Source organism: Paenibacillus hodogayensis (assembly GCF_039536325.1).
Taxonomy (GTDB): Bacteria; Bacillota; Bacilli; order Paenibacillales; family NBRC-103111; genus Paenibacillus_AB; species Paenibacillus_AB hodogayensis.
Genome location: NZ_BAAAYO010000006.1, coordinates 727,964 through 752,877, shown reverse-complemented (window position 1 = coordinate 752,877; position 24,914 = coordinate 727,964). Strand labels below are relative to the sequence as shown.

The 24,914-nt window shown below is 56.9% G+C and carries 20 protein-coding genes; 11 read left to right on the top strand and 9 right to left on the bottom strand.

The window, feature by feature from the left end; all coding sequences use genetic code 11:
* Positions 1–10: 10 nt before the first annotated feature.
* Positions 11–1,126 (top strand): GerAB/ArcD/ProY family transporter, encoded by a 1,116-nt coding sequence (locus ABD796_RS14520; RefSeq protein ID WP_344908819.1) that lies wholly within the window; start codon positions 11–13, stop codon positions 1,124–1,126.
* Between the two features lie 192 nt (positions 1,127–1,318).
* Here the strand turns inward: ABD796_RS14520 and ABD796_RS14515 are convergent, their stop codons facing one another.
* Genes ABD796_RS14515 through ABD796_RS14505 form a run of 3 tightly spaced genes read right to left on the bottom strand, consistent with a single transcriptional unit; the run spans position 1,319 to position 4,340 of the window.
* On the bottom strand, positions 1,319–2,125 hold the full coding sequence (locus ABD796_RS14515; RefSeq protein ID WP_344908818.1) for a LutC/YkgG family protein: 807 nt from the start codon (positions 2,123–2,125) through the stop codon (positions 1,319–1,321).
* On the bottom strand, positions 2,122–3,612 hold the full coding sequence (locus tag ABD796_RS14510) for a LutB/LldF family L-lactate oxidation iron-sulfur protein (protein WP_344908817.1): 1,491 nt from the start codon (positions 3,610–3,612) through the stop codon (positions 2,122–2,124). Before ABD796_RS14510 ends, ABD796_RS14515 begins: the two co-directional genes overlap by 4 nt.
* On the bottom strand, positions 3,609–4,340 hold the full coding sequence (locus ABD796_RS14505) for a (Fe-S)-binding protein (RefSeq protein WP_344908816.1): 732 nt from the start codon (positions 4,338–4,340) through the stop codon (positions 3,609–3,611). Before ABD796_RS14505 ends, ABD796_RS14510 begins: the two co-directional genes overlap by 4 nt.
* A 252-nt stretch (positions 4,341–4,592) precedes the next feature.
* Between ABD796_RS14505 and ABD796_RS14500 the strand changes: the two genes are divergently transcribed.
* Together ABD796_RS14500 and ABD796_RS14495 are read left to right on the top strand one after the other, a co-directional pair.
* Entirely contained in the window at positions 4,593–5,921 is a 1,329-nt protein-coding gene (locus ABD796_RS14500) for an extracellular solute-binding protein (protein ID WP_344908815.1), read from the top strand.
* 55 nt (positions 5,922–5,976) lie between these two features.
* The gene (locus ABD796_RS14495) at positions 5,977–9,909 is read left to right on the top strand and encodes a right-handed parallel beta-helix repeat-containing protein (protein ID WP_344908814.1); all 3,933 of its coding nucleotides are present in this window, start codon (positions 5,977–5,979) and stop codon (positions 9,907–9,909) included.
* Between the two features lie 97 nt (positions 9,910–10,006).
* On the opposite strand, the gene ABD796_RS14490 is transcribed toward ABD796_RS14495, so the two are convergent.
* The 4 genes from ABD796_RS14490 to ABD796_RS14475 all read right to left on the bottom strand — a co-directional run bounded on the left by ABD796_RS14490 (position 10,007) and on the right by ABD796_RS14475 (position 13,002).
* A complete protein-coding gene (locus ABD796_RS14490) occupies positions 10,007–10,978 on the bottom strand; it encodes a helix-turn-helix transcriptional regulator (protein WP_344908813.1) in 972 nt (323 codons plus the stop codon).
* A gap of 35 nt (positions 10,979–11,013) precedes the next feature.
* Complete coding sequence (locus tag ABD796_RS14485) at positions 11,014–11,739, bottom strand: FadR/GntR family transcriptional regulator (RefSeq protein WP_344908812.1); 726 nt, start codon at positions 11,737–11,739, stop codon at positions 11,014–11,016.
* Positions 11,740–11,872: 133 nt separating this feature from the next.
* Positions 11,873–12,553, bottom strand: coding sequence for a C40 family peptidase (locus ABD796_RS14480; RefSeq protein ID WP_344908811.1), 681 nt, complete (start codon positions 12,551–12,553; stop codon positions 11,873–11,875).
* A gap of 188 nt (positions 12,554–12,741) precedes the next feature.
* Positions 12,742–13,002: a hypothetical protein gene (locus tag ABD796_RS14475; protein ID WP_344908810.1), complete on the bottom strand. Its 261-nt coding sequence runs from the start codon at positions 13,000–13,002 to the stop codon at positions 12,742–12,744.
* A gap of 178 nt (positions 13,003–13,180) precedes the next feature.
* Here ABD796_RS14475 and ABD796_RS14470 point away from each other — a divergent pair, with 178 nt between their 5' ends.
* The 3 genes from ABD796_RS14470 (at position 13,181) to ABD796_RS14460 (ending at position 16,116) form a co-directional block, all read left to right on the top strand.
* Positions 13,181–13,948 carry an amidohydrolase family protein gene (locus ABD796_RS14470; protein WP_344908809.1) on the top strand — a complete coding sequence of 256 codons (768 nt, stop codon included), beginning with the start codon at positions 13,181–13,183 and terminating at the stop codon, positions 13,946–13,948.
* 165 nt (positions 13,949–14,113) lie between these two features.
* Positions 14,114–15,028, top strand: coding sequence for an amidohydrolase family protein (locus tag ABD796_RS14465; protein ID WP_344908808.1), 915 nt, complete (start codon positions 14,114–14,116; stop codon positions 15,026–15,028).
* 209 nt (positions 15,029–15,237) lie between these two features.
* The gene (locus ABD796_RS14460) at positions 15,238–16,116 is read left to right on the top strand and encodes an aldo/keto reductase (RefSeq protein WP_344908807.1); all 879 of its coding nucleotides are present in this window, start codon (positions 15,238–15,240) and stop codon (positions 16,114–16,116) included.
* A 23-nt stretch (positions 16,117–16,139) separates the two neighbouring features.
* Here the strand turns inward: ABD796_RS14460 and ABD796_RS14455 are convergent, their stop codons facing one another.
* Both ABD796_RS14455 and ABD796_RS14450 read right to left on the bottom strand, forming a co-directional pair.
* On the bottom strand, positions 16,140–17,756 hold the full coding sequence (locus ABD796_RS14455; protein WP_344908806.1) for a sensor histidine kinase: 1,617 nt from the start codon (positions 17,754–17,756) through the stop codon (positions 16,140–16,142).
* Complete coding sequence (locus tag ABD796_RS14450) at positions 17,753–18,436, bottom strand: response regulator transcription factor (protein ID WP_344908805.1); 684 nt, start codon at positions 18,434–18,436, stop codon at positions 17,753–17,755. Before ABD796_RS14450 ends, ABD796_RS14455 begins: the two co-directional genes overlap by 4 nt.
* Positions 18,437–18,706: 270 nt before the next feature.
* On the opposite strand from ABD796_RS14450, the gene ABD796_RS14445 reads away from it, so the two are divergent.
* The 5 genes from ABD796_RS14445 to ABD796_RS14425 all read left to right on the top strand — a co-directional run bounded on the left by ABD796_RS14445 (position 18,707) and on the right by ABD796_RS14425 (position 24,656).
* On the top strand, positions 18,707–19,534 hold the full coding sequence (locus ABD796_RS14445) for a carbohydrate ABC transporter permease (protein WP_344908964.1): 828 nt from the start codon (positions 18,707–18,709) through the stop codon (positions 19,532–19,534).
* A 133-nt stretch (positions 19,535–19,667) separates the two neighbouring features.
* Positions 19,668–20,582: a carbohydrate ABC transporter permease gene (locus tag ABD796_RS14440; RefSeq protein WP_379120401.1), complete on the top strand. Its 915-nt coding sequence runs from the start codon at positions 19,668–19,670 to the stop codon at positions 20,580–20,582.
* Positions 20,583–20,647: 65 nt separating this feature from the next.
* A complete protein-coding gene (locus ABD796_RS14435) occupies positions 20,648–21,814 on the top strand; it encodes an efflux RND transporter periplasmic adaptor subunit (protein WP_344908804.1) in 1,167 nt (388 codons plus the stop codon).
* A gap of 13 nt (positions 21,815–21,827) precedes the next feature.
* A complete protein-coding gene (locus tag ABD796_RS14430) occupies positions 21,828–23,207 on the top strand; it encodes an ABC transporter permease (protein ID WP_344908803.1) in 1,380 nt (459 codons plus the stop codon).
* A gap of 18 nt (positions 23,208–23,225) precedes the next feature.
* Positions 23,226–24,656: an ABC transporter substrate-binding protein gene (locus tag ABD796_RS14425; protein ID WP_344908802.1), complete on the top strand. Its 1,431-nt coding sequence runs from the start codon at positions 23,226–23,228 to the stop codon at positions 24,654–24,656.
* Positions 24,657–24,914 lie beyond the last annotated feature (258 nt).

The window sequence follows — 24,914 nt, the reverse complement described above, 5'->3', positions numbered from 1 at the left end:
GGGGACGGTCGTGGTTGAAAAAGACAGCATTGGCACGAAGCAGTTGGCCGTGCTTATTGTGTTCGTCACGCTCGGCGACATGCTTCTTGTCCTGCCTACGGCGATTGCAAGCGCCGCCCATCAGGATTCGTGGATCTCGTCCTTGAGCGGAATGGTATTCGGTCTGCTCATTACGGGCCTGCTGTTCGTGCTGGGGAAATCGATCGGCCGGGACGGCCTGATGGGGCTCAACCGAAAGCTGCTGGGCCGCTTTGCGGGCGGGCTCGTGTCCGTTGTGTACCTGCTTTACTTTTTGATGAACACGTCCATTATGGTTCGGGAGTCGTCGGATTTTCTGACGACTCAACTGTTCCCGGAGACGCCGATGCGGGCGATTCATGCCATGGCGATCATTGCGCTGATGGTCGGGGTGAAATACGGGCTGCAGACGATCGCGCGGACTAGCGAGCTGTTTTTTCCGATATTCGCGCTGTTGCTGACGGCGCTGCTCCTCATGCTCATTCCGCAAGTCGAGACGGAACGCCTTCAGCCGATTATGGCAAACGGAATATCGCCGGTGGTGAAAGGAACGGTACTGGCGTCCGTCTACCCGTTCTGCGAATTGTGCGTCATCCTTATGGTGATGCCGCATGTAGTCCGGCAGAAGCACCTGGCTCGCGATTACGGTTTGGCGGTGCTTTTGGGAGGGATTGGGAGCTTCTCGGTCATCTTGCTGTCGATTCTCGTGCTGGGCAGCACGATGACGTCGCATTTTATTTACCCGATCTATATTTTGTCCGGGAAGGTCAGTATTGGCCACTTTCTGGAAAGACTAGAGGCGCTACTGGCGGTCAATCTGGTCTTGTCGACGTTCATCAAAAGCGTTTTGTTTTACTACGCTTTCGTGCTGGGGATGGCACAGCTGTTCAAGCTGGACGATTACCGGCCGCTTGTTTTTCCGACGGGGATGATCGTCTTCGGCTTAGCTTTTGTGATCTCCCCCAATGTGGTGTACTTCAACAGCGTCATTATGACATATTTGGCGGATATCGATGTGGTGGTCGGAATCGCGCTGCCGCTGCTGCTCGTCGCGGTTTATCGAATGAAAGGAAAAGCCGTTGGGGGACGGCCGGCGAAAGGCGGATAGCGGAGGAGAGTACGAATACCCTTTCCCCAAAAAGAGAAGCGGATAACGTATGGACAAAAAAAGGGCTCCAGATTCCTTGCGGAATTTGGGAGCCTCTTTTTTGGCGTTGTGTAAAAAGTCTTTTTGTCGGTTTGTCTTATCGGGGTAGGGCAGGGCAGGCAGCCCGTTGGCCGCCGTCTCCGCCACATGCGCTCAGTCTTCGAGAATGAGGGCATACACTTTGCCGGGACCGTGAATGCCGATGGTCAAATCGTTTTCGATATCGGCGCTGCGGCTCGGCCCGGTAATCAGGTTGACCGAGGAAGGCATGGCCGTCGCTTCGGGATAATCCGCGCGAATTGCCTCAAACGCTTCGCCCATGCGGGTAACGAGCCGACTCGCGCGGATGACAGCGAACAGCGTATCCGGGAGCAGGCTGACGGATCGGCCGTTGCCGCCGTGGGCGAGCAGGACCAGCGTGCCGGTGTTGGCGATGGCATAGTCTGCCCATACGATACCGAGCCGGCTTCGCTCCGCCGCCCGAAGCAGCGGACTGCGGGTGCTCCATACGGAGCCTTCCGGCGCTGCTGCTCCGGAAGGCGGCGTCCACGAAGCGGCGCCGCCCTCCCGCCAAGGCACGACGGAGACGCCGTCAGCGGCAAGCCCGTCATCGAGCGGAAGCCGATCCAGGTCGGGATGTGCCCACCGTGTTACGAGATCGATCTCCCGTTCGGCGCAAACGGTACGCGCATAGGCGGGGACCGCCTCGGCGGCGGCGTCCAGACGCGCAGTCCAAACCGTGCCGGTCAGCGCCGACCAGTTGGCCGAAAATTGGTCGATCCGCTCTTGGACTGTCGTCTGCCGGGCCGCATAATGTTCGGGCACGCCGATGACCGGTCTGGCCGGTGCTTGGGCGAGCGGGACCGACCGGCCGAGACGGTTGGCGAGACGGTTGATAAAGGCGTCTTTTCCCGCAATAGTGCCTGAGGCGGGACTGTGTGATTGACGGGGATTGCTCATGGACGTTCCTCCTTGCCCTCGGGCCGGGCGGCCAGTTCCTGCTTAAGCTCCTGCCAGCGCTCGCGGAACGAGCGTTTCGGCTTCATCGGCAAAAACCGCGACTGGGTCCAGCCGGACAGGGGAGCGGGCGCCCTCCGGATCGCGCCGCCGCGCAGCAGGGGCTTCTGCGCCCAGTAGGCGGCTTTGTTCGCCAGCCGGTAGAGCGTTACGCTGCCGAAGGCGGTGGCGTACGATTTGAACGCGATCCGTTCGGCCAGCGGGGTCATCTTCAGCTTGACTTTGCGGTGACGCAGCTGGACGAGCATGTCGTGCAGCGGTATTTTGACCGGACACGCCTCGTAGCAGGCTCCGCATAAACTGGAGGCATAGGCGAGCTGGCCGGCTTCCTTGTAGTCCTGATGGAGCAGCGGCGTGAGCACCGCGCCGATCGGCCCGCTGTAGACGGAACCGTACGTATGTCCGCCGACCTGACGATAAACCGGGCAGACGTTGAGACAGGCGGCGCAGCGAATGCAGTGAAGTACTTCCTGGAACTGCGGGTCGCCGAGCTGGGCCGAACGCCCGTTATCAAGAATGAGCACGTGCAGCTCCTCCGGTCCGTCCAGATCTCCTTCCCGCCGGGGGCCTGTGACGAACGACGTGTAGGTCGTCAGCTTCTGGCCGGTTGCGCTGCGCGCCAGCAGGTTGAGCATGACCTCGACGTCAGCGAACGTCGGCACGAGCCGCTCCATGCCCATGACCACGACGTGAACCTTTGGAATCGTGGACACCATTCGCGCGTTGCCTTCGTTGGAAACGAGCGTCACCGTTCCGGTTTCGGCAATGCCGAAGTTGCAGCCGGTAAGGCCGATGTCCGCTTCCAAAAAAATGTTGCGCAGCTGGTTGCGGGCGTAATCGGCGAGCGGTTTCGTCTCGGCCGGAAACGATTGACCGGAATGGTCGGAGAATAGGTCGGCGATCTGCTGCTTGTTTTTGTGAATAGCCGGAATGATCAGATGCGACGGCGTTTCCTTGGCGAGCTGCAAAATGTATTCCCCGAGGTCGGTTTCGACCGCCTCGATGCCGATTTCCTCCAACCGGTGGTTGAGGTGAATTTCCTCCGACACCATCGATTTGCCTTTGGCGACCAGCTTGGCCTGCGACTTGCGGGCGATGTCGAGAAAAGCGCGAACCGCATCCTCGCCGGTTTGGCAAAAGTGGACGTTTCCGCCGGCTTTGGCTACGTTATCCGAAAACTGCGCTAAATAAAAGTCGATATGCGAGATGACGTGTTCGCGGATCGCGCGCCCTCGCTCGCGCCACGTCTCCCAGTCGCCGAAGTCGTCGGCGGCTTTGAGCTTGCCGGTTTTCAGCTTATCCGTCGTGAAGGCGACGGCTTTGCGCAGAAATTCGTCGCCGAGCGCCAGCTCTGTTCTTTTTTTCAACCCGCTGCCAATCTTGGCCAATGCTTCCGCGTGCGAATCCGTTCCTTGTTGCGTCGCGCTCATCGTGTTGCTCCTCCTTGCTCCAGCAGCTGGGCGAGATGCATGACTCGCACCGGCTTGCCTTCCTTGTTCAGTCTGCCATCGATGTTCATCAGACAGCCCATGTCGGTGCCGACGAGCACTTCCGCCCCCGTCTCGAGCACGTGACGGGCTTTCTCGCAAACCATCGCTTCGGACATGTCGGCCATCTTCACCGCGAACGTGCCGCCGAAGCCGCAGCAGTCTTCCCGGTGGGGCAGGTCGATGAGCTCGAGCCCCCGGACGTGGCTCATCAGCTCGTTCGGCTCGGTGCGAACGCCCAGCAGACGCATCGCATGGCAGGACGGATGGTAGGTGGCGGTGTGCGGGAAAGCCGCCCCGACATCGGTAACCCCCAGAATCTGCACGAGAAATTGCGAGAATTCGTACGTTTTGGCGATCAGCGCCTCCGCCTTCGCCCGCCATTCCGGCTCGTCGCGAAACAGATCGGGATAATAATGGTGGATCATGCCGGTGCAGGAGCCGGAGGGGGAGACAATGTAATCGCTCCCTTCGAACGCCCGAATCCATTGCCGCGCCACGACGCGCGCCTCGTCCTGGTAGCCGCTGTTGAACGCCGGCTGGCCGCAGCAGGTTTGCTGCTCGGGAAAATCAACCTCGCAGCCGTAACGGTGCAGCAGCCGGACCACGCTTTCCCCGACTTCGGGGTACATCATATCGGCGAGACAAGTAATAAATAGGGAAACTTTCATATAGAGGGGACACCCGCTTTCTCAAAACCGTTTACCAATCTTATTATCAGGTTATCAGACAACTACCAAAAAGAAAAGGCTTTTTTGTCTACGCCGGCAAGGAGAAAGCGACTCGACCGATCTTACACAGATCCTGACGTATCTGACAAAGAAAACCGGCCGATTCTCCATTATGCTGTAGTTGAGCTCGCGACTCAAAAGAACCGAGGGGGTACTGCTTTGAAACGTCCTATGTCAAGAAAAACCCGAACCGTGTCAATTCGGCGCGCACTGCCGCTCGCCATTTCCTTCATGCTTGCGGCATGCAGCGCGAACAATGGACAGCAGGTGGCGGAACCGCTCGACCCAAAAGGCAAGCCGAATACTCCCGAGATCCGTGCGGACGAGCCGGCCGAACTCGTGTTTCATTCCAACAACGGCGATTCGGAGGAAGCCTTCAACAGCTTGTTCGGGAATGCGCTGCGTAAGAAGTTTCCACATTACACGATCAAGTACATGCAGCAGAAAGAGGGGCAAACGCTGCCCGAGCTTCTGGCGCAAAACCAAAGCATCGACATTTTGTTTGCCTCAACGCCCTACCTGTTCGGCTTGCTTATGGAGTCGGAGCTGCACTATGACATGAGCGATCTGATCAAGAAGCAGGGAGTCGACCTGAACAAATTCGAACCGACGCTTATTGACGGAATTCGGACGTCAAGCGACGGAAAAATGTATGCGCTTCCAGTGACAAATATGGTCCAGGTGATGTATTACAATAAAACGCTTTTCGACAAGTTCGGTATCACTTATCCGAAGAACGGCATGACGTGGGACGAGACCATGGACATGGCCCGCAAGCTGACGCGGAAGGACGATGGGAAGCAAATTCTCGGCTTCGCTTCTTCACCGGCCCATATTTTGCGCGGCAATCAATTCTCGCAGCCGTACCTTGATCCGGCGACAGACAAGCCCACCTTCCAGGACGATGTATGGAAATCGCTCATGCAGCTGTTCTACGTCACCCCCGGCTCGGACGAAGGCTACAAAAGCCGAGTGGGTGAACTGAAACGGCTTCCGAACTGGAGAGAGTTTACCGACACGCAAGAAATCGGCATGTTCGTGTACAATTCCCAGTTCCCGTTCACCGTCCCGAAAGAGGTTGGGCAGGTGCAGTGGGACCTTGTCTCGCTGCCGGTTATGAAGGAGAAGCCGAAGGTCGGCTCGGCAGCGACGCCGTTCGCCATGGCGGTGACCTCCATGTCCAAACACAAAGAAGCGGCAATGAAGGCTATCGATTATTTGACCTCGCGCGACAATCAGCTCGAGTATTCCAAGCGCGGCATCATGCCTGTGATCAACGATGAGGAAGTGAAGAAGGCGTACGGCAAGGAGTCCGATTTTAAAGAGAAAAACTGGAGCGCGGTCTTCTACAACCAATACGCCCCGATGGCCAAATTTTCCAGATTCCATCTGAAGGTGGAGAACGTTCTGAGTACCGTCCCTCTAGATGTGGTGCTCGGCAGGAAAGATTTGAACACAGCGTTGCGCGAAGCGACGGAAACGGCGGAGAAGACGATTGCCGAAGCGAAGCGAGGCCGCTGACGAGATGGCGTCCCAATGCCGACTCAATCAATTCCTAACCAAGGAGCGAAAATACATGAGGACATGTCGGAGCAAATCGATTTGCCTGGTTACCTTGCTTGCATTAGTGCTAAGCCTGTTCTCTAACGTTCCAATCGGCCTTACCCGGATTGTCAGCGCAGCGGGCAATACGTACTACGTCTCTCCCGCCGGAAGCGATACGAATCCGGGTACGGAAACAGCGCCGTGGAAAACAGTTGCAAAGGCGGCAGCATCGCTTCAAGCCGGCGATACGGCTATCTTCGAAGACGGCGTCTATGAAAGCAGTCAGACGATCCGATTCAACAGAAATGGCGCGGAGGGTGCGCCAATTACGATTAAGGCGAGGAACCAACAGCGGGCCAAGCTGCTGTTTTCCAATTTGAATACGACATCCAAGGTGGATTTGACTAACAAGACATTCATCTCGATCGCCGATTTCGAGATTACCCAGACCGTGAGCGGCACGTCAAGCGGGGATATCTTCATCAATATCAATAACTGCGCGGGTTGCACGATCAGCGGAAACGCCATCCATGGCGCAGGCGGCAAGGCCGTCCAAGCGTTATATGGGAGCGATATCGCGGTTATCGGCAATGAGATGTATGATTTTGTGAACTTTGCTGTTGTGCTGGCCAATATCGACCGGCCGATTATTGCGGGCAACGAGATTCGCGACGTCAATACGGCCATTCTCGTTCCAGCGGGCACGCGCAGCGCGCAGATCTATAACAATCGCATTTTTGCAGTCGGAAAGTTGATGCGCACGGCCATCACGCTGGGCGGAAGCTATCCCGCTTCCGTAGCGTATGACCCGAACGGATATGAAACTTACAATGCAGTTGCCTGGAACAATGTGATTGCCGCCGCGACGCCAGGACTGCTCGAAACAGCCGTATCGTTTGTCGGAAGCGTGGACAGCGGCTTCTACCATAACGTTGTCATCGATGTCACTTACGGAGTTCGCTTTGCCAACGGCGGCGGACCGACGGCCGGTTGGGCGCCGGTTCCGACTGCGTCGAACGTGTATAACAATATTTTCTCAGGCTGTTCCGCTGGCGCTGTCAGCATGATCGCACCGCCGAACGGCTACTCGCACGACTACAATCTGTATCATAACTGTGTGAACACGCTCGCCGAGCCGAATAGCGTCGTAGGCGATCCGTTGTTCGCCGACCGCGCAAGCGATTGGCGGCTGCAGCCGAACAGCCCGGCCCTTGGCAAGGGAACGGCATTGAACGTCACCGGATTTCACGGTGAAATGATGGACATTTATCTAGATTACAATGGCATGGTCCGAACGGAGTCGATACACATTGGAATTCACGCATTTGCTTTGCCCAAGCTAGGAGAGGTTTTGTTCACGGAAGACTTTGAAACCGGCGGTGCTGCTTGGACAGACCAGACCGGAACGATGCGGGTTGTGGAGGAATTCCCGGGCGGCAACAAAGTATTGACCGACCCGAATGCTTCTGCCGGAAGCGGTATCTCCCGTTCGTACGCCGGTTCCCCGGACTGGATCAGCTATCAGATGGATGCCAGAGTCAAGTTCGATCAGTTTCATGCTCAGACAGGCTGGTTAACGCTGTATACCCGGTATACCAATATCAACAACTACTACTTGCTGGAGATCCAAGGAAGTCCGGACAAAGGATACATCGGACTGAAGAAAAAGGTTGCCGGCACTGTCACTCCGTTGCAGGAGAAAACCGACTGGCATCCCCCGATCGGCGAATGGGTGAATATTCGTTTTGTGGTAAACGGTACGGAGCTCCTCGTATATGTAAACGGCAAACTGGAATTGAGCGGAGTGGACGGGCAATTGCAGAACGGAGCCATTGCAGCGGCGGTGTACCGGGCGGACATCCAGATTGACGATATCCGCGTAGTCGGGATCGACGCTCCGGCGGGATCGGGCAGCCCGGGCACCGTACCTGGCGCGACCTATTACGTTTCCCCGAACGGCTTGGACACGAACCCTGGAACAGAGGCGGCGCCGTGGCGAACGATGGCGAAAGCGGCGGAGGTGGCACAGCGCGGGAACACGGTTATTTTCGAGGACGGTCTTTATATCGAGACCCGACCGGCTGTGTTTACGCAAGGCGGCAGAGAGAACGAACGGATTGTATTCAAAGCGCGGAACAAGCATAAAGCCGTCATTCGGTTCCATGATCTGCCATCGAAAAAGATTATGCTGGTCGATACCCCGTACATTACGATTCAAGATTTTGAAATTACCCAAAATCGGCGAGGACCCGATACGTCCGATATGTTTATCCAGGTGCGGGAAGGCTCTCATCACGTGCACGTCATCGGCAACAAAATACACAATGCCTTTGAGGAGGGCGTCAAAGGGTATCTTGTCTCCGATTATTTGGTTGAAGGCAATATCATCTACGATATGAACCATGAGGGGATCGACTTTGTCAACGTCTCCTCCAGCATCATCCGCAACAACGAGATTTATGAGGTGGGTCGCGTCGGGTTGCTGGTCAAGGGCGGATCGTCCGACATTCAAATCTACAACAACTACATCCATAACCATAGCGTGAATATGTCGACAGGGGCCATCTATCTGGGGGGCGCGACCGACTCGAGATCGACCCGCGATTCCAGCATCAACGGCTTCGAGGCATGGAACATGGTGGCGTACAACAATATTGTTGTCGCCGAAACCGTAAACGGAGTCTCCACGATCAACAATGGCATCGCGTTTGCGGGTAGCAAGGACAGTGCGGCGTACAATAATATCGTAATCGGAGCGAGAAACGGCATTTATTTATACAACCCGCGCAACACCGTGCCGATTGTCGGCTGGGACTGGGACCCGGACAACATCAATCCGGTATTTATGAACAATATCATCATGAATTCGACCGACAATGCGGTGATCTCTGCCGGGACTAGACAGCCGATCAATCTGGTGCATGATTACAACGTGTACTACAACAATGCCACATTGCCGGCACAAGCAGAGCCTAACGGCGTATATGCGAATCCGTATTTGGCGGACCCGAGCGCAGGGGATTGGCGGTTGAAAGAAGGAAGTCCGGCAGTCGGAGCCGGCAAAGCGATCCCTGGTTTCGTGCTGCAGGGCAACCGGACGATTGACATTTCTGCGGATTATGACGGACAGCCGAGAGGATCTGTGTGGGATATCGGCATTTACAGAAACGGTATCCACGTGCCGGCCGCGCGTCCGTTTACGACGATGCATGCTTCGGGAACGATGGGCGAAAACGGCTGGCATGTCGGGACGGTTACGGTCATGCTTACAGCAGAGCGCGGCGATCTCCCGGTTGCCTCTACGCAATACAAACTGTCCGTAGCCGATCAAGTATACGGCGGGGATCGGCCATTAACAGACGGATATGTCCCATACACTGCACCAATTACGGTAACGAACGGCGTGTACGGGTTGACGTACCGCTCGGTCGATATACTGGGGAATATCGAGGAAGAGAAGACGGCTCAACTCCGCGTCGATCAGACGGGGCCCAACGTGCAATTGCTGCTGAACGGCAGTCCGATGGAGCAAGGCATGAATCTGGAGGCCGGTCAGTTGTACGTCATCGAGCCCGTACCGGCCGATGGGCTGTCGGGCGTTGCCCAAATTGCCCTGACGATTGACGGTATTGCCTATAGAGGCGCCAGCTTCGTATGGGAGGCGTCTCCCGGGAGCCATAACCTGATTGCAAAAGTGACGGATGTTGCCGGCCATGTAACCGAAACCCGCGTCGGGTTCAGTGCGCATGTGTCCATTGCTTCGCTGCGGAAGCTGATGGAGCAGGCGCGTGGAGCAGGGGAGATCGAACAGTCGCTGTACACGCAGTTGAATAACAGCTTGGAGCAAGCCAGACAGCAGATGAACCATCTCCTGCAGCAGTTGGATCAGGCGCAGCCGCAAAGCATTGCGCCGGAGCGGAAAGCGAGGATTGAGCAGCAGGCCGATTTCCTGATCGGTCACTAGGAATCGAGGCGCTCGCAGGAAAAGCCGGCCATCCTCAATTCAAGCCATTCACGCAAAAATACCGTCAAGGGAAGCTCCTTGACGGTATTCTCCTATTTTAACCATCGTGTCGGGATGCATCGGAATGCTGCCGTGAACCGGAAGACGGCCTGGAGCGAATGTAGGATTGGACGGTTTTCGCGTACTCCGTCGGCGTCATGCCGGTCGCACGCTTGAAGCATTTCGAAAAGTAATGGACGCTGCTATAGCCGAGCTTTTCCGCGATTTCCGTATAGTTGTACTGTTCCTCGCGAATGGCGGATTTCGCTTCCTCGATTTTCACTAGACCGAAGTATCGCATGATGCCGATCCCCATCGCTTGCTTGAACAGTACCTTCAGTTGGGTTTTTCCAATAAAGAACTGCTCGCTGATCTCGTCAAGCGTCAGGTTTGCGGATACGTTGCGCTTCATGTAGGCAATGATGCTTTCGACCAGTTTGTCCTTCTGATTGTCGCCGACCGCCATTAGCGTCTTCAATGTACCCGCCGGTGCGACGGCATTGACGCGGCGCAGCAGTTTGAGCAAGAACAGCTCCAGGTAGGCAATGATGGCGTGCTCACAACCGAACGGGGCTTGCGCGTTTCTGCCCAGCTCCGGAAAAAACAGCGTATCGATCGGCGGGTCGAATGCCTCAAACCCTTCCTTCAGCAGCTCGGTCAGGATATATAATTCGTCCTTCTCCAGTTGGAATATCCGATTGCCCAACTGATGCATGCACGGCGCGAACGAGTCGAAGGTCACGATCATCACATTGGTCGCGGTCTTGGCTCCTCCGGAGTGGAAGGCGTTCGGGGCGTAGAAGATCAGATCGCCTTGGGTCAGCTCAATGCGGCAGCCGTCCAAGTACAGCTCCAGCGCCCCTTTGTCGACGTACACAAGCTCCCAGAAATCATGCTTTTCTCCTGTGGTGTAAAAGCTCTTGGACAGCTCATAGTAGTGGAACGTATACAACCGGTCGATCGAAAATTCCCGCTGCAGCTTGTATCGGCTGCGGCCTTCAATCACTCGTTCTTCCGCGGCTTCCGTCATGCGCTGCCTCCCCCACCGTTCCTATCGTGGTGCCGTTACTCCTTCGCTTGAAGCCGGATCGTCTTCATCAGTTCGCCCTCGACATGGAGCAGGTGGCGGCGCATCGCCGCTTGCGCCCGTTCCGGATCGCGGGCGGCTACCGCAGCGGCAATCGCTTTGTGTTCGCGCCACAGTTGACCGGCGATTTTGTGATCGGCAGACAGCCGGACCCGGCGCGTCTCACGGATAGTCAGCTCCACCTGGGCGGCGATCGTTTCCAGCAGGCGGATCATAATCGAGTTGTGCGTCGCGTGCGCCAAAGTCAGATGAAAACGCATATCCTGCTTTTCTCCGACGGCCTCCATTCCCCGCTCGCTGTCCATCTCCGCCAAAATCGCGTTCAATGCGGCCAAATCATCGTCACTGCGCTTGACTGCGGCCAGTCCCGCATTAGCGACCTCCAGGGAAATGCGGGCTTCCAGCAGCTCGACGACGGCCTCCATGCTTGTAAACAAATGCTCGAACCGGAACGGTTCAATGCCGGGCTCCTGCATACTGCGCACAAAGCAGCCTTCGCCCTGGCGAATCTCGATCAACCCCATCGCCTTCAGCATGCTGAGCGCCTCGCGCATCGTCGAACGCCCGACCGCATACCGCTCGGTCAACTCGCGTGTCGACGGCAGCTTGTGGCCGGGCGGCAGTTTTCCGCTGACGATCTGCTCTTTAATCTGCTCGGCAATCTGTTCATAGATTTTACGTGAAGCGATTCGGGTGACTTCCATGCCTGTTCCTCCACAAAGACTGATAGCTCCTATTGTAGCACAGTACCCGGCCGTAAGGGAAAGCATCGGGCGGTTCGCGGAACGTGCAAAAAGCCCGGATGCGCGATGAGGCGCATCCGGGCTTTAGACGGTTTTACAGCACGCGGCGTGCCGTTATGTAATGATCGGACCAGTAGCCGGACGTCAGCGACGATGTGCCGACCCCGTTAAATGACGGACTGTTATGGATAAACTGTCCGTTTCCTATGTAAATGCCCACATGGCTGATCGTCCCCGACGTGCCTGTCCAGAAGAAGACGAGATCGCCTTTTTTCAGGTTGCCCTTGGCAACGTAGCTGCCCGCGTCTTTCTGATAGCGGGTTCCCCACTTGAGCGAGACGCCCTCTAGGCCGAACACGTACTTCGTAAAGGCCGAGCAGTCCATGACCGAGGTCGGTTTGTTGACGCCGAACGAGTAGTGCACGACGCCCTTCAGCGCCTGAGCGTGAGCGATGATGCGGTCGGCCTTGGCGTTCGCGCTAGGCGAGCCGCCCGACGGAGTGCCTGGGGTCGTGCTTCCCGACGATCGGACATAGTCGCTCGAGACATAGCCGGTTTTGCCGTTATACGATATTTGATACCAATACGAATTGACCTGATTCAAAATCTCTACCTTTGATCCTGCGTGGATCAGTTGATAGACCGAGCTGTTGGTAGAAGGCGCCGAGCGGAAATTGACGCCGCGCTCCACCGTACCCGTGGCCGCGAAGGCGCTCGTGGATATGGTCAGTGACAAGGCTGCGATGGAAATGATACTCACAATCTTTTTTTTCATGTCATCCCTCCCAGAAGTAATTGTATCCTTACTAGGAAGAGATTTCATTGGCAAAATGTTTACATGAAAGGAAATCCGCCCCACATTTTCATCTAAAGGAAATATTGCCCAAGAGGCCCGAAAGCCGCCGTCGCTGCACAACGGACTTTCGGGCTCCAGTCGCGTCCTGACGCTGTGTGCCGTACCGATTAGTACGTGGGACCTTGTCGGCACGGCGGGAAAGCGTGAATGTCCTGGATATCCTGAAGCGGGTAGTGGAACGTCGCAAATTGCGCCTGGTACAAATATTGCAGCACGAATAGCTCGTTTGCCTGTACCTGGCAAAGAACGCCGGATATGCCCTGGCCGTTTTTCAGCGACAGGCCGACCGTTCTACCGAGCAAGCCGACCGCTTTCTGGTAAAGGGGCGGCTGCGGTTGAGGAGCAGGCGGCGGAAAAGGTCTCTGCATGTTCAAAAACACCTCCCAACACGCTAAAATACCGAATGTTACAATATATGCGCAGACAGCGGGATAGACGTATGAAAAGGGCATTGCCGGTATCAGGGAATGGGGCTATACTGGGTTTGAAATTAATGGTATAGGAGAGGTGCAAATACCATTATGGCGAACCAAGGGGGAGTACAATTTGAACTGGATTGACGCTCACGTGCATTTGCAAGGGGCCCAGTTGCATCCGGAAACGTTACAGGAGGGTGACAGACTGGGTATAACGCGATTCGTCTGCTCGACTGTAGTAGGCATGGGGTATAGCCCGACCTTCGATCAGGTGCGAGAATCGAACGATCACCTTTCCGCGGTTATAGAACGTCATCCGGACCGGGTATCCGGCTATTGCTACGTCAATCCGCGCCACGGCGGGAAGGCGCTGGACGATTTCCGCCGGCGCATCGAAGACCAGCGGATGATCGGCTTGAAGCTGTGGGTCGCTACCTTGTGCGACGATCCGCTCGTCTTCCCGTTTATCGAGCAGGCGATCGCATACCGGGCGCCTATATTGATCCATGCTTGGCGGAAGACGGTAGGTCAGCTCCCTTACGAATCGACGGCCGCCCACGTGGCGAACTTGGCCGAGCGTTATCCCGAGGCCCGCATCATTATGGCGCATCTGTCCGGCCAGGTCGAGAGCTCTGTCCAACTGATCGAGCCTTATCCGAACGTATATACGGATACGTCGGGCACTCCGATCGGCGGAGGCGAGGTAGCCATAGCGGTAAGGCGGCTTGGAGCGAAAAGGGTGTTATTCGGTTCGGACCTGTACGGCATCTGCCTGGCCAGCAACGTAGGCAAAGTGCTGGGAGCCGGTCTGAACGACGACGAGCTTGATCTGGTGATGGGCGGAAATATGCAGGCTTTGCTTGACGGAGTAGTTGCCAGCCACGATAAAACAATATAGGTCTGACTATGAATGCATGTGCGGCTTTACAAAGCGGCTGAGATTCTGCCGATGACGCCTCTTCCGCAGCGGGTACTTTCGAGCGTTGGAGCGGCCGGAACGGATCTGTACCGATACGGCGACGAGCGGGCATGCTAAAAAACTTGCAAAGGAGGCTCTTCACATATGACGGCTATAGATGAAACCGGTCACGAGGGCGAACAATCAATCGGACGGGGGAAGGGCTTGGAAGAGGATGCGAGGAAAGCGGTCCGGACGGCGGCGGGCATGCTTGCCCCTTTTACCGCCCAGAAGGCGATCGATTTGACCGCGTTTATGGGGCAATGGCCGATGCGACTGCCGGTGCGCGCGTCTGCCGCGGATGTATCGGCGATGGCGGACCGCCTAGGACTGGAGGGCGTCTGCGTCAGCCATATCGCCTCGATATTCGGCTTCGATACGCATGAAGGCAACGCAGAGCTGCTCCGCGACTGCTCCGCCGACAAACGGCTATGGCCGTACGCGATCGTCAATCCGGAAGAGGCCGGGTGGGAACGGGAGCTGGATTGGGCAGTCGGCGCCGGTGCTCGCGGCATTCGTCTCGTCCCCGGCTATCATCGTTACAGCGTGGCGTCGCCGAGTGCGACGGAGCTGGTCAAGCGCGTGGGACGATACGGGCTGCCGCTTCATCTGTGCGTCCGATTGGAGGACGAGCGGCTCGTTCACCCGCGATATCCGGTCGACAACGTTCCGTATCACGAGGTGATGGAGCTGCTGCGCAGAGCAGAGGACGTACCGATCGTGTTAAGCGGCTTGAGAGCGCAGGAGTGGACAGACATTACCGAATATTTGAACGACGATGAAAGGGAAGAGCGGGAGAAACGAATATTGCTCGACCTGTGGTTCACCAACGGTCCGATCGGGGCGATCGCCGGGCTATGCCGCAAAGGAGAGGCCGGGCGCTTCGGGTACGGTTCCTGCTGGCCGATACAAGTGCCGGAAGCGACAGCGCTTCAGCTCGCAGCGGCGCCTATCGACGAGGAGGAACGCGCCGCCTTATGCCGCGGCAATGCCGTCTCGCTGCTCGGATTGCGCTCTTGAACGAAAAATCCCCCGTACTGCCAAGTTGGCCGCATGCCCGATATTGCTGACCCGGTTTCCGCCACCGACTGCTCGTAGACGACCAGTATGCGAAGGGAAGGGCGGGAAACGTCCAATGCATGGGACAGGCAACCAGGTCAAGCCGGAGGGGGTTCGCTTTCGTTTAACCGGCACAAGGCGTATAGTGGAGACAAAAGGAGGCGTATGTGATGCTGAAACGGAAGATGGGTGCGATCGGCTTCGAAAGCTCGGTGCTGCTGTTCGGCGGCGCCAAGCTGGGACAAGTGACGGAGGCCGACGCGGACCGCTCGATCGAGTTTGCGCTTGCGCACGGAGTGAACCATATCGATACGGCGGCGAGCTATGGAGACTCGGAGCTTAGGCTCGGCAAGTGGCTGCCGCAAATTCGCAAAGACGTATTCTTGGCGACAAAAACGACGCAGCGGACGCATAGCGGAGCGAAGGAGGATATTCATCGCTCGCTCGAGCGGCTGCGCATCGACCGCATCGATCTGCTCCAACTGCATGCCGTCGGTACGCTGGAAGAGCTGGACAAGTGTCTGGCCCCGGGAGGCGCTCTGGAAGCCGCCCTCGAAGCGAAGCGGGAAGGGCTCGTCGGCCATATCGGCATAACCGGCCATGGACACCTCGCTCCGGCGGTCCATCTGGAAGCGCTTCGTCGCTTCGATTTTGAAACGGTTCTGACGCCGCATAACTATTTCCTGTACGGGCTGCCTCCATACCGACAAGCGTTCGATTCCCTAGTCAGCGAAACGAAACGGAGGAACGTCCCGCTGCGCGTGATCAAAGCGATCGCCAAAGGCCCCTGGGCTGTCGGCCAAGTCCGCAATCACGCTACGTGGTACGAGCCGTTCGACGACCAGCGCGAAATCGATGCCTGCGTTCATTTCGCTTTGGCGCAGGAAGGGGTCAACGCCTTTGCGAGCGCCGGGGACGTGGAGCTGTTTCCGAAAATCGTCGCCGCCGTGGAGCGGTTCGGTCAACTGGACGACGAAGGGGCCGCCGCTATTTTGTCGGCGATTCCGGAATATGCAAGTCCGTTCGGCGCTCCGACTTCCATTGCGTAAGCGATTGTGCCGCATAAGCTGCATCAGGCGCCCGATTCGTTTTCATCCGAGAGCGGTAGCGTAAAATAGAAGAGGACGCCGCCCGGCTCGTTTCGGACGCCGAATTCGCTGCCATGCAAAGACAGGATGTTTTTCACGATGGCAAGGCCGATGCCGGAGCCGCCGAACTGGCGGCTGCCCGATTTGTCCACCGTATAGAAGGTGTTCCAAATATGCGGCAGCTCCTCCGCGGGTATCGGTTCGCCGTCGTTGTACACCTCGATGCGAAGCGTGCCGGCCATGCCGGGTACGCCGCTTCCCGGTCCTTCCAAGGTGCGGATGCGGATTTTACCCATTTCCGCGGCATGCTTGATCGCGTTGCTGAGCAAATTGGTCAGCACTTGCCCGATACGGAACTCGTCGCCGATGACGGTCGCGTCCGCATCCTCCAGATCGACCTCGCAGCTGATCCGCTTTTTCGCGAGTTCCACGAACATTTTATCCGTCAGCGATTCGGCCAGCGCTCCGATGCGAAACGGCTCTTTACGCAGGTTGAACTTACCCGATTCGAGCTGGGACAAATCCAGCATATCCCCCACGATATTAGCCATTCGTTCCGTCTCTTCCGCGATCACGTCCAAATATTCTTCCCGCCGTTCTCCTTCCGCAATGCCGTCCTTCAACCCCTCCACGTAGCCGCCGATCAGGCTGATCGGCGTTTTCAGCTCATGGGAGACGCTGGCTACGAATTCCCGACGCAGCCTCTCCAGCCGCTTCTCGTTCTCGATGTCGGCCATCAACTGTTCGTTGGCGGTATGCAGCTGGCCGAGCGTATCCTTCAAGTTTTGCGACAAGAAGTTGAGCGTTCCGCCCAAGCTGCCGATCTCGTCCCGGGAGTCGGCGGCGCATTTGGCGGTAAAGTCGAGTTTCGCCATTCGCGCCGCGGCATTGTTCAGATCGACGAGCGGACGGGAGATCATCCGCGAGAACACATAAGTTAGCAGCACGATAAGAGCGATGGCGAGAGCGAGGAAGTAGATGTAGAAGTCTTTGACGATGCTTGCCGCTTCGCCCACCGGCTGCAGGGAGGCGACCGCGAGCAGCACATGTTCGGTTGCCGTCCCGTTCTTCAGCGGGGCGATGGCGGCGATCGCATTCGGGCCCATTTCCGCGCTTTTATTGACGAACGAAACCGTTTCCCCCAGATCCAGCACCCGGCGAACGAGTCCCGCGTCACTCTTCCAGCGGTTCATGGCGGATAGCGCGATGGACGGGCCGTTATCCGGGACGGTCGTTTTGATCAGCTGCTGCTTGCTTTGGAGGAAGTTGCCGTTTTTATCTACCGTCTGTACGATCGTCAACCGCGGCTGGGTCCCGAGAAGAAGCGAGCCGTCTTTCATTTGGCCGATTGCCAAAGTAGCGGAGTAAACCTTTTCGAATTCCTGAAATTTTTCGGTCAACGTATCCACGATATCCGACGAGGTGTAATTGCTGTCGCGGAACGTCACGAGCGCGCTTTTCAGCTCGTTTATTTTTTTGCGCTCGTAATACGATTCGAAGAAGCTGGACTGCACGACCATAAGCAGCGTAAAAAACAGGACGAGAAACAGCGAGGTGAGCACGAACAGCTTCGTCGAAATTTTGTTGAAGCGGCTTATCATCGTCTCACCCCGAACTTGTATCCGAACCCTTTCACCGTGGCGATCAGGTCGGCTTTATGCTCCAGCTTCTGCCTCAGCCGTTTGATATGTGTATCCACCGTTCGGGCGTCCCCTTCATAACCGTATCCCCATACCTGGTCCAATATTTGCTCCCGGGACAGGGTGATGTTCGGGTTGCGATATAAGTAGAGCAGCAGCTCGTATTCTTTGCGCGTGAAAGAGAGCGGACGATTGTCCAGCCGGATTTCATGACCGTCCAGGTCCAACTCCAGCTCGCCCAGCCGTACGATTGGATTGGTCGGCGCTTCGTTGTCGCCGTCCAGCCGTTTGAACAACGCTTTGATTTTGGCGACAAGCACTTTCGGGCTGAACGGTTTGGTTACATAATCGTCGGCGCCCCGTCCATACCCCTGCAGCTTGTCGTATTCCTCCGACTTGGCGGTCAGCAGCACGATCAGCACGTCGGACTTTTGGCGTATCGCCTCGCATACGGCGAAGCCGTCCATAAACGGCATCATCACGTCCAGAATGACCAGATCTACGCGGTTTGCGCCGAACCGTTCCATCGCCGCCTGGCCGTTGGCCGCCTCAATCGTTGCGAATCCTTCGTGGCTTAAATAATCGACGAGCAGTCTGCGCATTTTCGCTTCGTCTTCCACAATCAAGATCGTTTTGCTCATTTCTTCCACTCTCCCGACCCCATTGTAGCACCGTGACACATAGTTGTCACATTGACCGATTACGATAATGTCGCACCCCTTTGGCGCAGAAACAGTCGAAAGGAGGACTTGTCGAACATGAGCTCGCGCTGGAAACGCGCATGGCCGCGAATCGGTCCGGTACGTCTCCGTCGCCGGGGAAAAGCCGTCCGGCAAGCGGACGAAAGCCGGAAGCCGAAGCGCGCACGCTTCCGCGGTCGACTGTGGTTTAGTGACGGTTGGACGGCCGGCATGTTTCTTGCCCCGAGCTTGGCCGGATTCGCCGTTTTTTTCTTAATCCCGTTTGGCATCGGGTTTTATTACTCGCTCGTAGACACGCCGATCGACGGAGCGTTCGTAGGGCTTCGCAATTACGCCGAGCTGCTCGGCAACGCCGTATTTCGCCGGGCGGCGGTGAATACGCTTCTGTTCACTTCCGTAAGCGTGCCTTTGAATATGCTGCTCTCTCTGCTGCTCGCGATGCTGCTGAACCGCAACGTCTATATGCGCAATTGGCTTCGCATCGGCTTTCTGGCGCCGCTCGTCATTCCGGTCGCTTCCGTCGTGCTCGTCTGGCAAGCGCTGTTCGACTTGAACGGCAGCCTCAACGGCTGGCTGCACGAATTCGGCTATGCGCCGAAAGATTGGATGGAGAGCGACATGGCGTTCTGGGTCGTCGTCATCGTCTATTTGTGGAAAAATGTCGGCTACAACATGGTGCTGTTTCTCGCCGGTTTGCAAAATATTCCGGCGGACTACTACGAAGCGGCGTCGATTGACGGAGCCGGCAGGCTTCGCCAGTGGCGCTCGATTACGCTTGTTTATTTGACGCCGACGGCCTTTTTCGTCTTCCTGATGTCGATCGTCAACTCGTTCAAAGTGTTTCGCGAAACGTACATGATCGCCGGCGAATACCCCCAGGAGCGCATTTATATGCTGCAGCATTACATGAACAACATGTTCAAATCGCTCGACTACCAGAAGCTGACCAGTGCGGCGTTCTTGATGGCGGCCGCGATCGTCGCCATTGTATTCGTCTTGTTTATGGTGGAACGCCGGATAGCTCGTACGCTCGGGTGAGCGGCGCGGCCCCAACGTTCGCTCCGAAATGCCGCTTTTCAAGGAATGGAGTGAAACCTTGCAACAGAAAGACGCTTCGCCATATGATGACAATTCCCCTTTCGTCGCAAGTGCCGGTCCTTCAGCGCTCCGCGTGAGGGAAAGAGCTTGGAAGCGAAGGAGAGCCAAGCTTCGGGCCGATGCGCGTAAGTTGGCGCTTACCGTCATTTTGCTCGGGCTGGTTGGCCTATTCGTCTTTCCGATCGTGCTCACGCTTACGAATTCGCTGATGACCGAAGGCGAAATATCCGCCCATTTTTACGCGATTTCCAAGCATGGCGAGAAGGGCAACGATCCCAGAATTTCCGGCTCTTACGTGAATGTGAAGTGGATTCCCGATAAAGTGACGCTGTCGCAATACTACGGGGTACTCGTCAAAAAACAGCAGTTTTTACTGATGTTTTGGAATTCCGTGCGGGTGGTCGTTCCGATCATCGCCGGACAAGTCGTCATTGCTTCACTTGCCGGCTATGCCTTCACGCAGCTCCGCTTCCGGCTGAGGGAGCCGCTGTTCTTCCTGTACATCGTCACGATGCTCATGCCGTTTCAGGTCACGCTCGTGCCGAATTTCATCGTGGCCGACAAGCTCGGCTTGCTGAACTCGCACTTGGCGATTATCCTCCCCGGCATTTTCGGAGCGTTCGGGGTGTTTCTGATGCGGCAGTTTATGCTCGTAGTCCCTTACAGCTATATCGAAGCGGCCCGTGCGGACGGGGCCGGCCATTTCCGCATTTTCGTCCGCATCGTGCTGCCGATGTGCAAGCCGGGGCTCGCCGCCCTTGCCATACTGGCATTTGTCGACAATTGGAATATGGTCGAGCAGCCGCTCATCTTTTTGCGCGATGCGGTGAAGCAGCCGTTGTCGGTTTATTTGTCGGCCATCGGGGAAGGGGAACGGGGGATTGCCTTTGCCGCCTCTGCCATCTATATGGCTCCGATGCTGCTGATGATGCTGTACGCCGAGCAGTATTTGATCGAGGGCATCCAACTGTCGGGCATTAAGGGCTAAGAGGCTGTGAAACGCGCCGGGGGTAAGAAAAACGAGGACAAGAGAATGGAGGAAAACGAACCGCTATGGAGTCGGTGGAACATCAGCTTCAGCAACAACAGCAGCCGCTTGCCGCGTCCGTCCACAAACGTGCCGTCCGCAATGTCATTACCGCCTTCGCTTTCCTGATGGTTGCACTTACGTTATTCTCCAATACGCTGCTTCATTTCTCCTTGCCGCAGGTGATCGTGGAGCAAGCGGCGCCCGGCTTTCTGTCGCATGACGTGACCGGCACGGGAACGGTTGAAGTGGCGGAAATCGCCGATTTGAACCTGGACACCCGCTGGACGGTCGATCAGGTGTTCGTCAAAGTCGGCGACCGTGTAACCGCAGGTCAGACGATCGCCACGTTCAGAACCGCGGATGCCCGCAGCACGCTATTAGACGAGGAAGCGCGTTACGAGCAGAAGAAGCTCTCGATCGGAAAGCTGCAGGACGGCCTGATCGAAGCGGAGAGGAACGGCAACGCGCTGCAAAGCCGGTCGGTCGAGCGGGATCTGGAGAGCGCCAAGCTCGATTTGCAAATTCAGGAGCGCAAGCTGAAGCAGCTTCGCGGGCAGCTGGAGCAAGGTGCGGCGCTCGTGTCAAGCGTATCCGGAACGGTGGTCGAGTTGAACGCCTCGGCCGGGCTTGCTCCGCAAAGCGGCCGTCCGATCGCCCGGGTAACGGATGAGGCCAAAGGGTTCCAGTTCGTTACGACGGTCGACGCGTCCAAGGCGAAATATGTAAGCGTCGGCGACGAGGTCGAAGTGGTCGTCTCCTCTTTACACAATGCCCGGCTGAAAGGCAGACTGGACACCATCCGCGATCCCGTATCCAGTGCAGGCAGCCAGACCGGCAAGAGCGCCTCAGCTTCGTCGTCGCGGAAGGAACTGATCGTCGTGTTGAACGATGACAGGCTGACGGGCGGAGAAGAAGGCGAGCTGTTTGCCTCCAAGAAGATGCCGTCATCGAGACAGCTCGTGTCCAATGCAGCGGTGCGGGAAGACGACGGCGGCAAGTATGTGCTCGTGCTGAAGGAGAAAAAGGGACCGCTAGGCAGCGAGTTTTACGCCCAGCGCGCCGCCGTTACGATTCCCGACTCCGATGATCACAAAGCGGAGATCGCAAGCGGTATAAGCCCGATCGATAAAGTGATCGTAACGAACAGCAAGCCGGTTCAAGACGGGGACCGCGTCATGATGGCGCAATGAGGAGGGGGACGACATGAGACGTATTCGTCTGTCTTCGTGGATCGTATTCGTCGGCGTTCTTCTATTGATTGCCGCCAGCGGATTGTCGGAATCGTTCCTTGCGCAGTGGCGCGATATGAGCGGTCCGCAATCGCTCGCCGCCTTGTCGGTCAACGTCGATCTGGCCGCCGATCCGACCGGCTCCGCACGGCTGACGATTCGCGAAGCCGAGAAGCTGGCGGAGCGATGGGAGCGGCCCATAACGTATTCCGCACGCACGCCGGCCGCCGTAACGGGGGGAGACCGCAGCATCGAGGCGGACGTCGTCGGCGTCGGCGGACGAACCGGCAGCTTCGCGAATTTGCGGATGTATCGCGGCAGTCCGATCGCGGCTCAGTCGATAGAGGAGTATAGCCGGGTTACGGCGATCAGTTCGCGGCTGGCGGACCAATTGTTCCGTACCCGCGATGTTGTCGGCATGACGGTGCAACTATTGGGGGCTACCTTCAAAATCGTCGGCGTTTACGAGGAGCCCGATACGCTGCTTCGCCGGATGACGGATAACGGCAAACCGGACTTGCTTGTGCCGATCACGACGCTGATCGAGCTGGACCCGGCGGTCCAAATCACGACAATCGAGCTTGCCGCCGGTCCGACCGCCGCGGTTACCGGAACGGACGAGGTGCGCAAGGCTTTGGCAGCAATCGGCAAGCCGCCTTCGCGTTACAAGATTGTCAATTATGCGGCCGAGCAAAATTGGGTCGACCAGAAGCCGAAACTGCTGCTTGCGACGGCCGGTGTTACGGGATTGCTGCTAGGCGTCCGGTTGGCCTGGGGTCGTCTGAAACGGACCGTCGCGTTCATGCGCAGAGGTCTGTCAACCGATGATTGGCCGGACGTTGTGCGGAAGGGCAAGTCGGCTCTGGCGGTCGACGCCGCCGCGCTTATCGGACTGATGGCTTGCGCATTCATGCTGGGGATGGCCGTCCGGCACCGGTTTTACATTCCCGACGAGCTCGTTCCCGACGAACTGATCGATTGGACCTTTTATCGCGATAAAAGGCTGGAATGGTGGCAGCGTCAAGTAGGTGCTATGGGCTACGTCGCATCGTCCGGCGAGCTGGTATACGATCGGGTTAACGTTCTGGTCACCCGCCTCGCGACAGTCGGGATCCTTATCGGACTGCCGTTGCTAGGAATCGGCGTGCGCGAATGGGCGATGGGCGGTCTTTCGACCGCAGACCGTCTCATCCGTCTCGCCGCCTGTATCGGGGCAGCAGTCGCGGCGACAGCTGCGGCATGCTGGTGGGCCGGGACCGAGTATGTCGTCAGGCCGCAAGAACTGTTCGTCTTTGTCAGTTTGTTTGTGTTAAGCGCGTTGTCCGCTCGCGCTGTCGGGCGAAATGGATCATAAAAAAGGACGTGTGGGAACATGTGGATGAAAAGTTGCAAAACGGCGCTTGCAGGGAGCGCGATTTTGTCGATGGCGGTTTTGAGCGCTTGCGGAGGAAATACGGGTACGTCCGCACAACCCGATGCCGCAGCTGTGGGGGATAGCGGCGGCAAGGCCGAGGAGTCGGCGGGGCCGGTTACCGTGACGCTTTCGGTCAAAACCTCCAACCGCTTTCTTGATTTGGCGAAGCAAAAATTTGAAGATAGCCATCCGAATATCAAGATCGAAATCCGGGAAAGCATCGCCGCGCCGAAGATGGAAGGCAACGTCATGATCAGGAGGAGCGGGGAGAAGCCGGATCCTAAAGATACGGAGAAATTCGTGAGCACGGTCAATACCGAGCTGATGAGCGGGAAAGCGTCGGACATCATCGTTTCCGACGGAAGCTTTCCTTATAAGAAGTACGCCGACAAGAAGCTGCTGGAAAACATCAGCGATAAGATGAAAACCGACGCTTCGTTCCAACGGGACGATTATTATGCCAACGTATTCGATGCGATGCTTTATAAAAATGCGATTTACGCTTTGCCCGCGAAGCTATCGCTCAATTGGCTCGTCGGCAATCAAGCCCTGCTCGAAGGCGTCAAGATCGACGCCGCCAAATGGACATGGGACGACTTCAAGGGCGTCGTCGAGTCGCTCGTCCGGGACGGCAGCAAAAACGGCATTCAAAATACATACGGTTTCGTGGACGTCGACGGGGCCGCGCTGCTCGCCAAGATGGTCGATTCCAGCTACAGCAAGCTCGTCGACTATTCGAATAAAAAGTTCGACGTTTCGCTGTTTACGGAAATGCTGAAGCTAAGCAAGGCGATGATCGACAACAAGCTTGTAAGCGCGGAGCCGCTCGACCGGGCTAACGTCTTGTTCCAAAGCTTCGCTCCGCTTCAATATGAAGACATGGTTCTGTTTATGAAGACGCTTTTCGATGGCAAAGTGGCTTTGTACAACCTGCCTTCCTATGCGGATATCCGCGGAGCCTCGTTCACGTCGGATATGCTTCTTTCGCTCAACGCCAAGTCGAGTCATAAGAAAGAGGCGTGGGAATTTATTAAGTTTATGTTATCCGAAGATATGCAGAAAGCCCGCGATTTGAACGGATTTGCCGTCAACCGCAAAGCGAGCGCGGAACGGCAGTCGCAGCTGAACGAAATCGGCAAAAGCGACGGAAAGGCGCAAATCACGATGATGGGCAAAGACGGCAAAGCGATCAAGCCGCAACCGCCGACGCAGCAAGATATCGACAAAATCGAACAGTCGTTGTCCGAGCTCCGGTTTTATGCAGAGACCGATCCCAAGGTGAAAGCCATTATCGATCAGGAGGTTGCCTCCTTCTTCTCCGGGCAAAAGTCGGTCGAAGAAGCAGCCAAGTCCGTGCAAAACAAGGTCAGCACGTATTTGCAGGAGTAAATGCGTCTGCTTCCGTATTGGTACTGGCTTCGCGGTACGCGCAGGGACGATGCTGATGCGGGCCTAATCAGCGCGAACCTGTGCCCAAGCGCGACCCATGCCCAAGCAGCGCGAACCCGCGCCCAACTGTATCAAACGACGTTTCACGGTCCAAGCTCATCCATATGGCCTTTCCTCCCTCGTTTAGATGCAAAAGTTTAGATGCAAAAGTACCCGCAGGCCGGCAGCCTGCGGGTATTGTTTTTTTAGGTTTCGCCC

Excerpts from the sequence above, each read along its gene's own strand:
- ABD796_RS14495 (WP_344908814.1), top strand. The coding sequence starts at position 5,977 with ATGAGGACATGTCGGAGCAAATCGATTTGCCTGGTTACCTTGCTTGCA.
- ABD796_RS14425 (WP_344908802.1), top strand. The coding sequence starts at position 23,226 with ATGTGGATGAAAAGTTGCAAAACGGCGCTTGCAGGGAGCGCGATTTTG.
- ABD796_RS14515 (WP_344908818.1), bottom strand. The coding sequence starts at position 2,125 with ATGAGCAATCCCCGTCAATCACACAGTCCCGCCTCAGGCACTATTGCG.
- ABD796_RS14485 (WP_344908812.1), bottom strand. The coding sequence starts at position 11,739 with ATGGAAGTCACCCGAATCGCTTCACGTAAAATCTATGAACAGATTGCC.
- ABD796_RS14445 (WP_344908964.1), top strand. The coding sequence starts at position 18,707 with ATGTTTCTTGCCCCGAGCTTGGCCGGATTCGCCGTTTTTTTCTTAATC.
- ABD796_RS14430 (WP_344908803.1), top strand. The coding sequence starts at position 21,828 with ATGAGACGTATTCGTCTGTCTTCGTGGATCGTATTCGTCGGCGTTCTT.
- ABD796_RS14510 (WP_344908817.1), bottom strand. The coding sequence starts at position 3,612 with ATGAGCGCGACGCAACAAGGAACGGATTCGCACGCGGAAGCATTGGCC.
- ABD796_RS14465 (WP_344908808.1), top strand. The coding sequence starts at position 14,114 with ATGACGGCTATAGATGAAACCGGTCACGAGGGCGAACAATCAATCGGA.
- ABD796_RS14480 (WP_344908811.1), bottom strand. The coding sequence starts at position 12,553 with ATGAAAAAAAAGATTGTGAGTATCATTTCCATCGCAGCCTTGTCACTG.
- ABD796_RS14435 (WP_344908804.1), top strand. The coding sequence starts at position 20,648 with ATGGAGTCGGTGGAACATCAGCTTCAGCAACAACAGCAGCCGCTTGCC.
- ABD796_RS14450 (WP_344908805.1), bottom strand. The coding sequence starts at position 18,436 with ATGAGCAAAACGATCTTGATTGTGGAAGACGAAGCGAAAATGCGCAGA.
- ABD796_RS14460 (WP_344908807.1), top strand. The coding sequence starts at position 15,238 with ATGCTGAAACGGAAGATGGGTGCGATCGGCTTCGAAAGCTCGGTGCTG.
- ABD796_RS14455 (WP_344908806.1), bottom strand. The coding sequence starts at position 17,756 with ATGATAAGCCGCTTCAACAAAATTTCGACGAAGCTGTTCGTGCTCACC.
- ABD796_RS14505 (WP_344908816.1), bottom strand. The coding sequence starts at position 4,340 with ATGAAAGTTTCCCTATTTATTACTTGTCTCGCCGATATGATGTACCCC.
- ABD796_RS14490 (WP_344908813.1), bottom strand. The coding sequence starts at position 10,978 with ATGACGGAAGCCGCGGAAGAACGAGTGATTGAAGGCCGCAGCCGATAC.
- ABD796_RS14475 (WP_344908810.1), bottom strand. The coding sequence starts at position 13,002 with ATGCAGAGACCTTTTCCGCCGCCTGCTCCTCAACCGCAGCCGCCCCTT.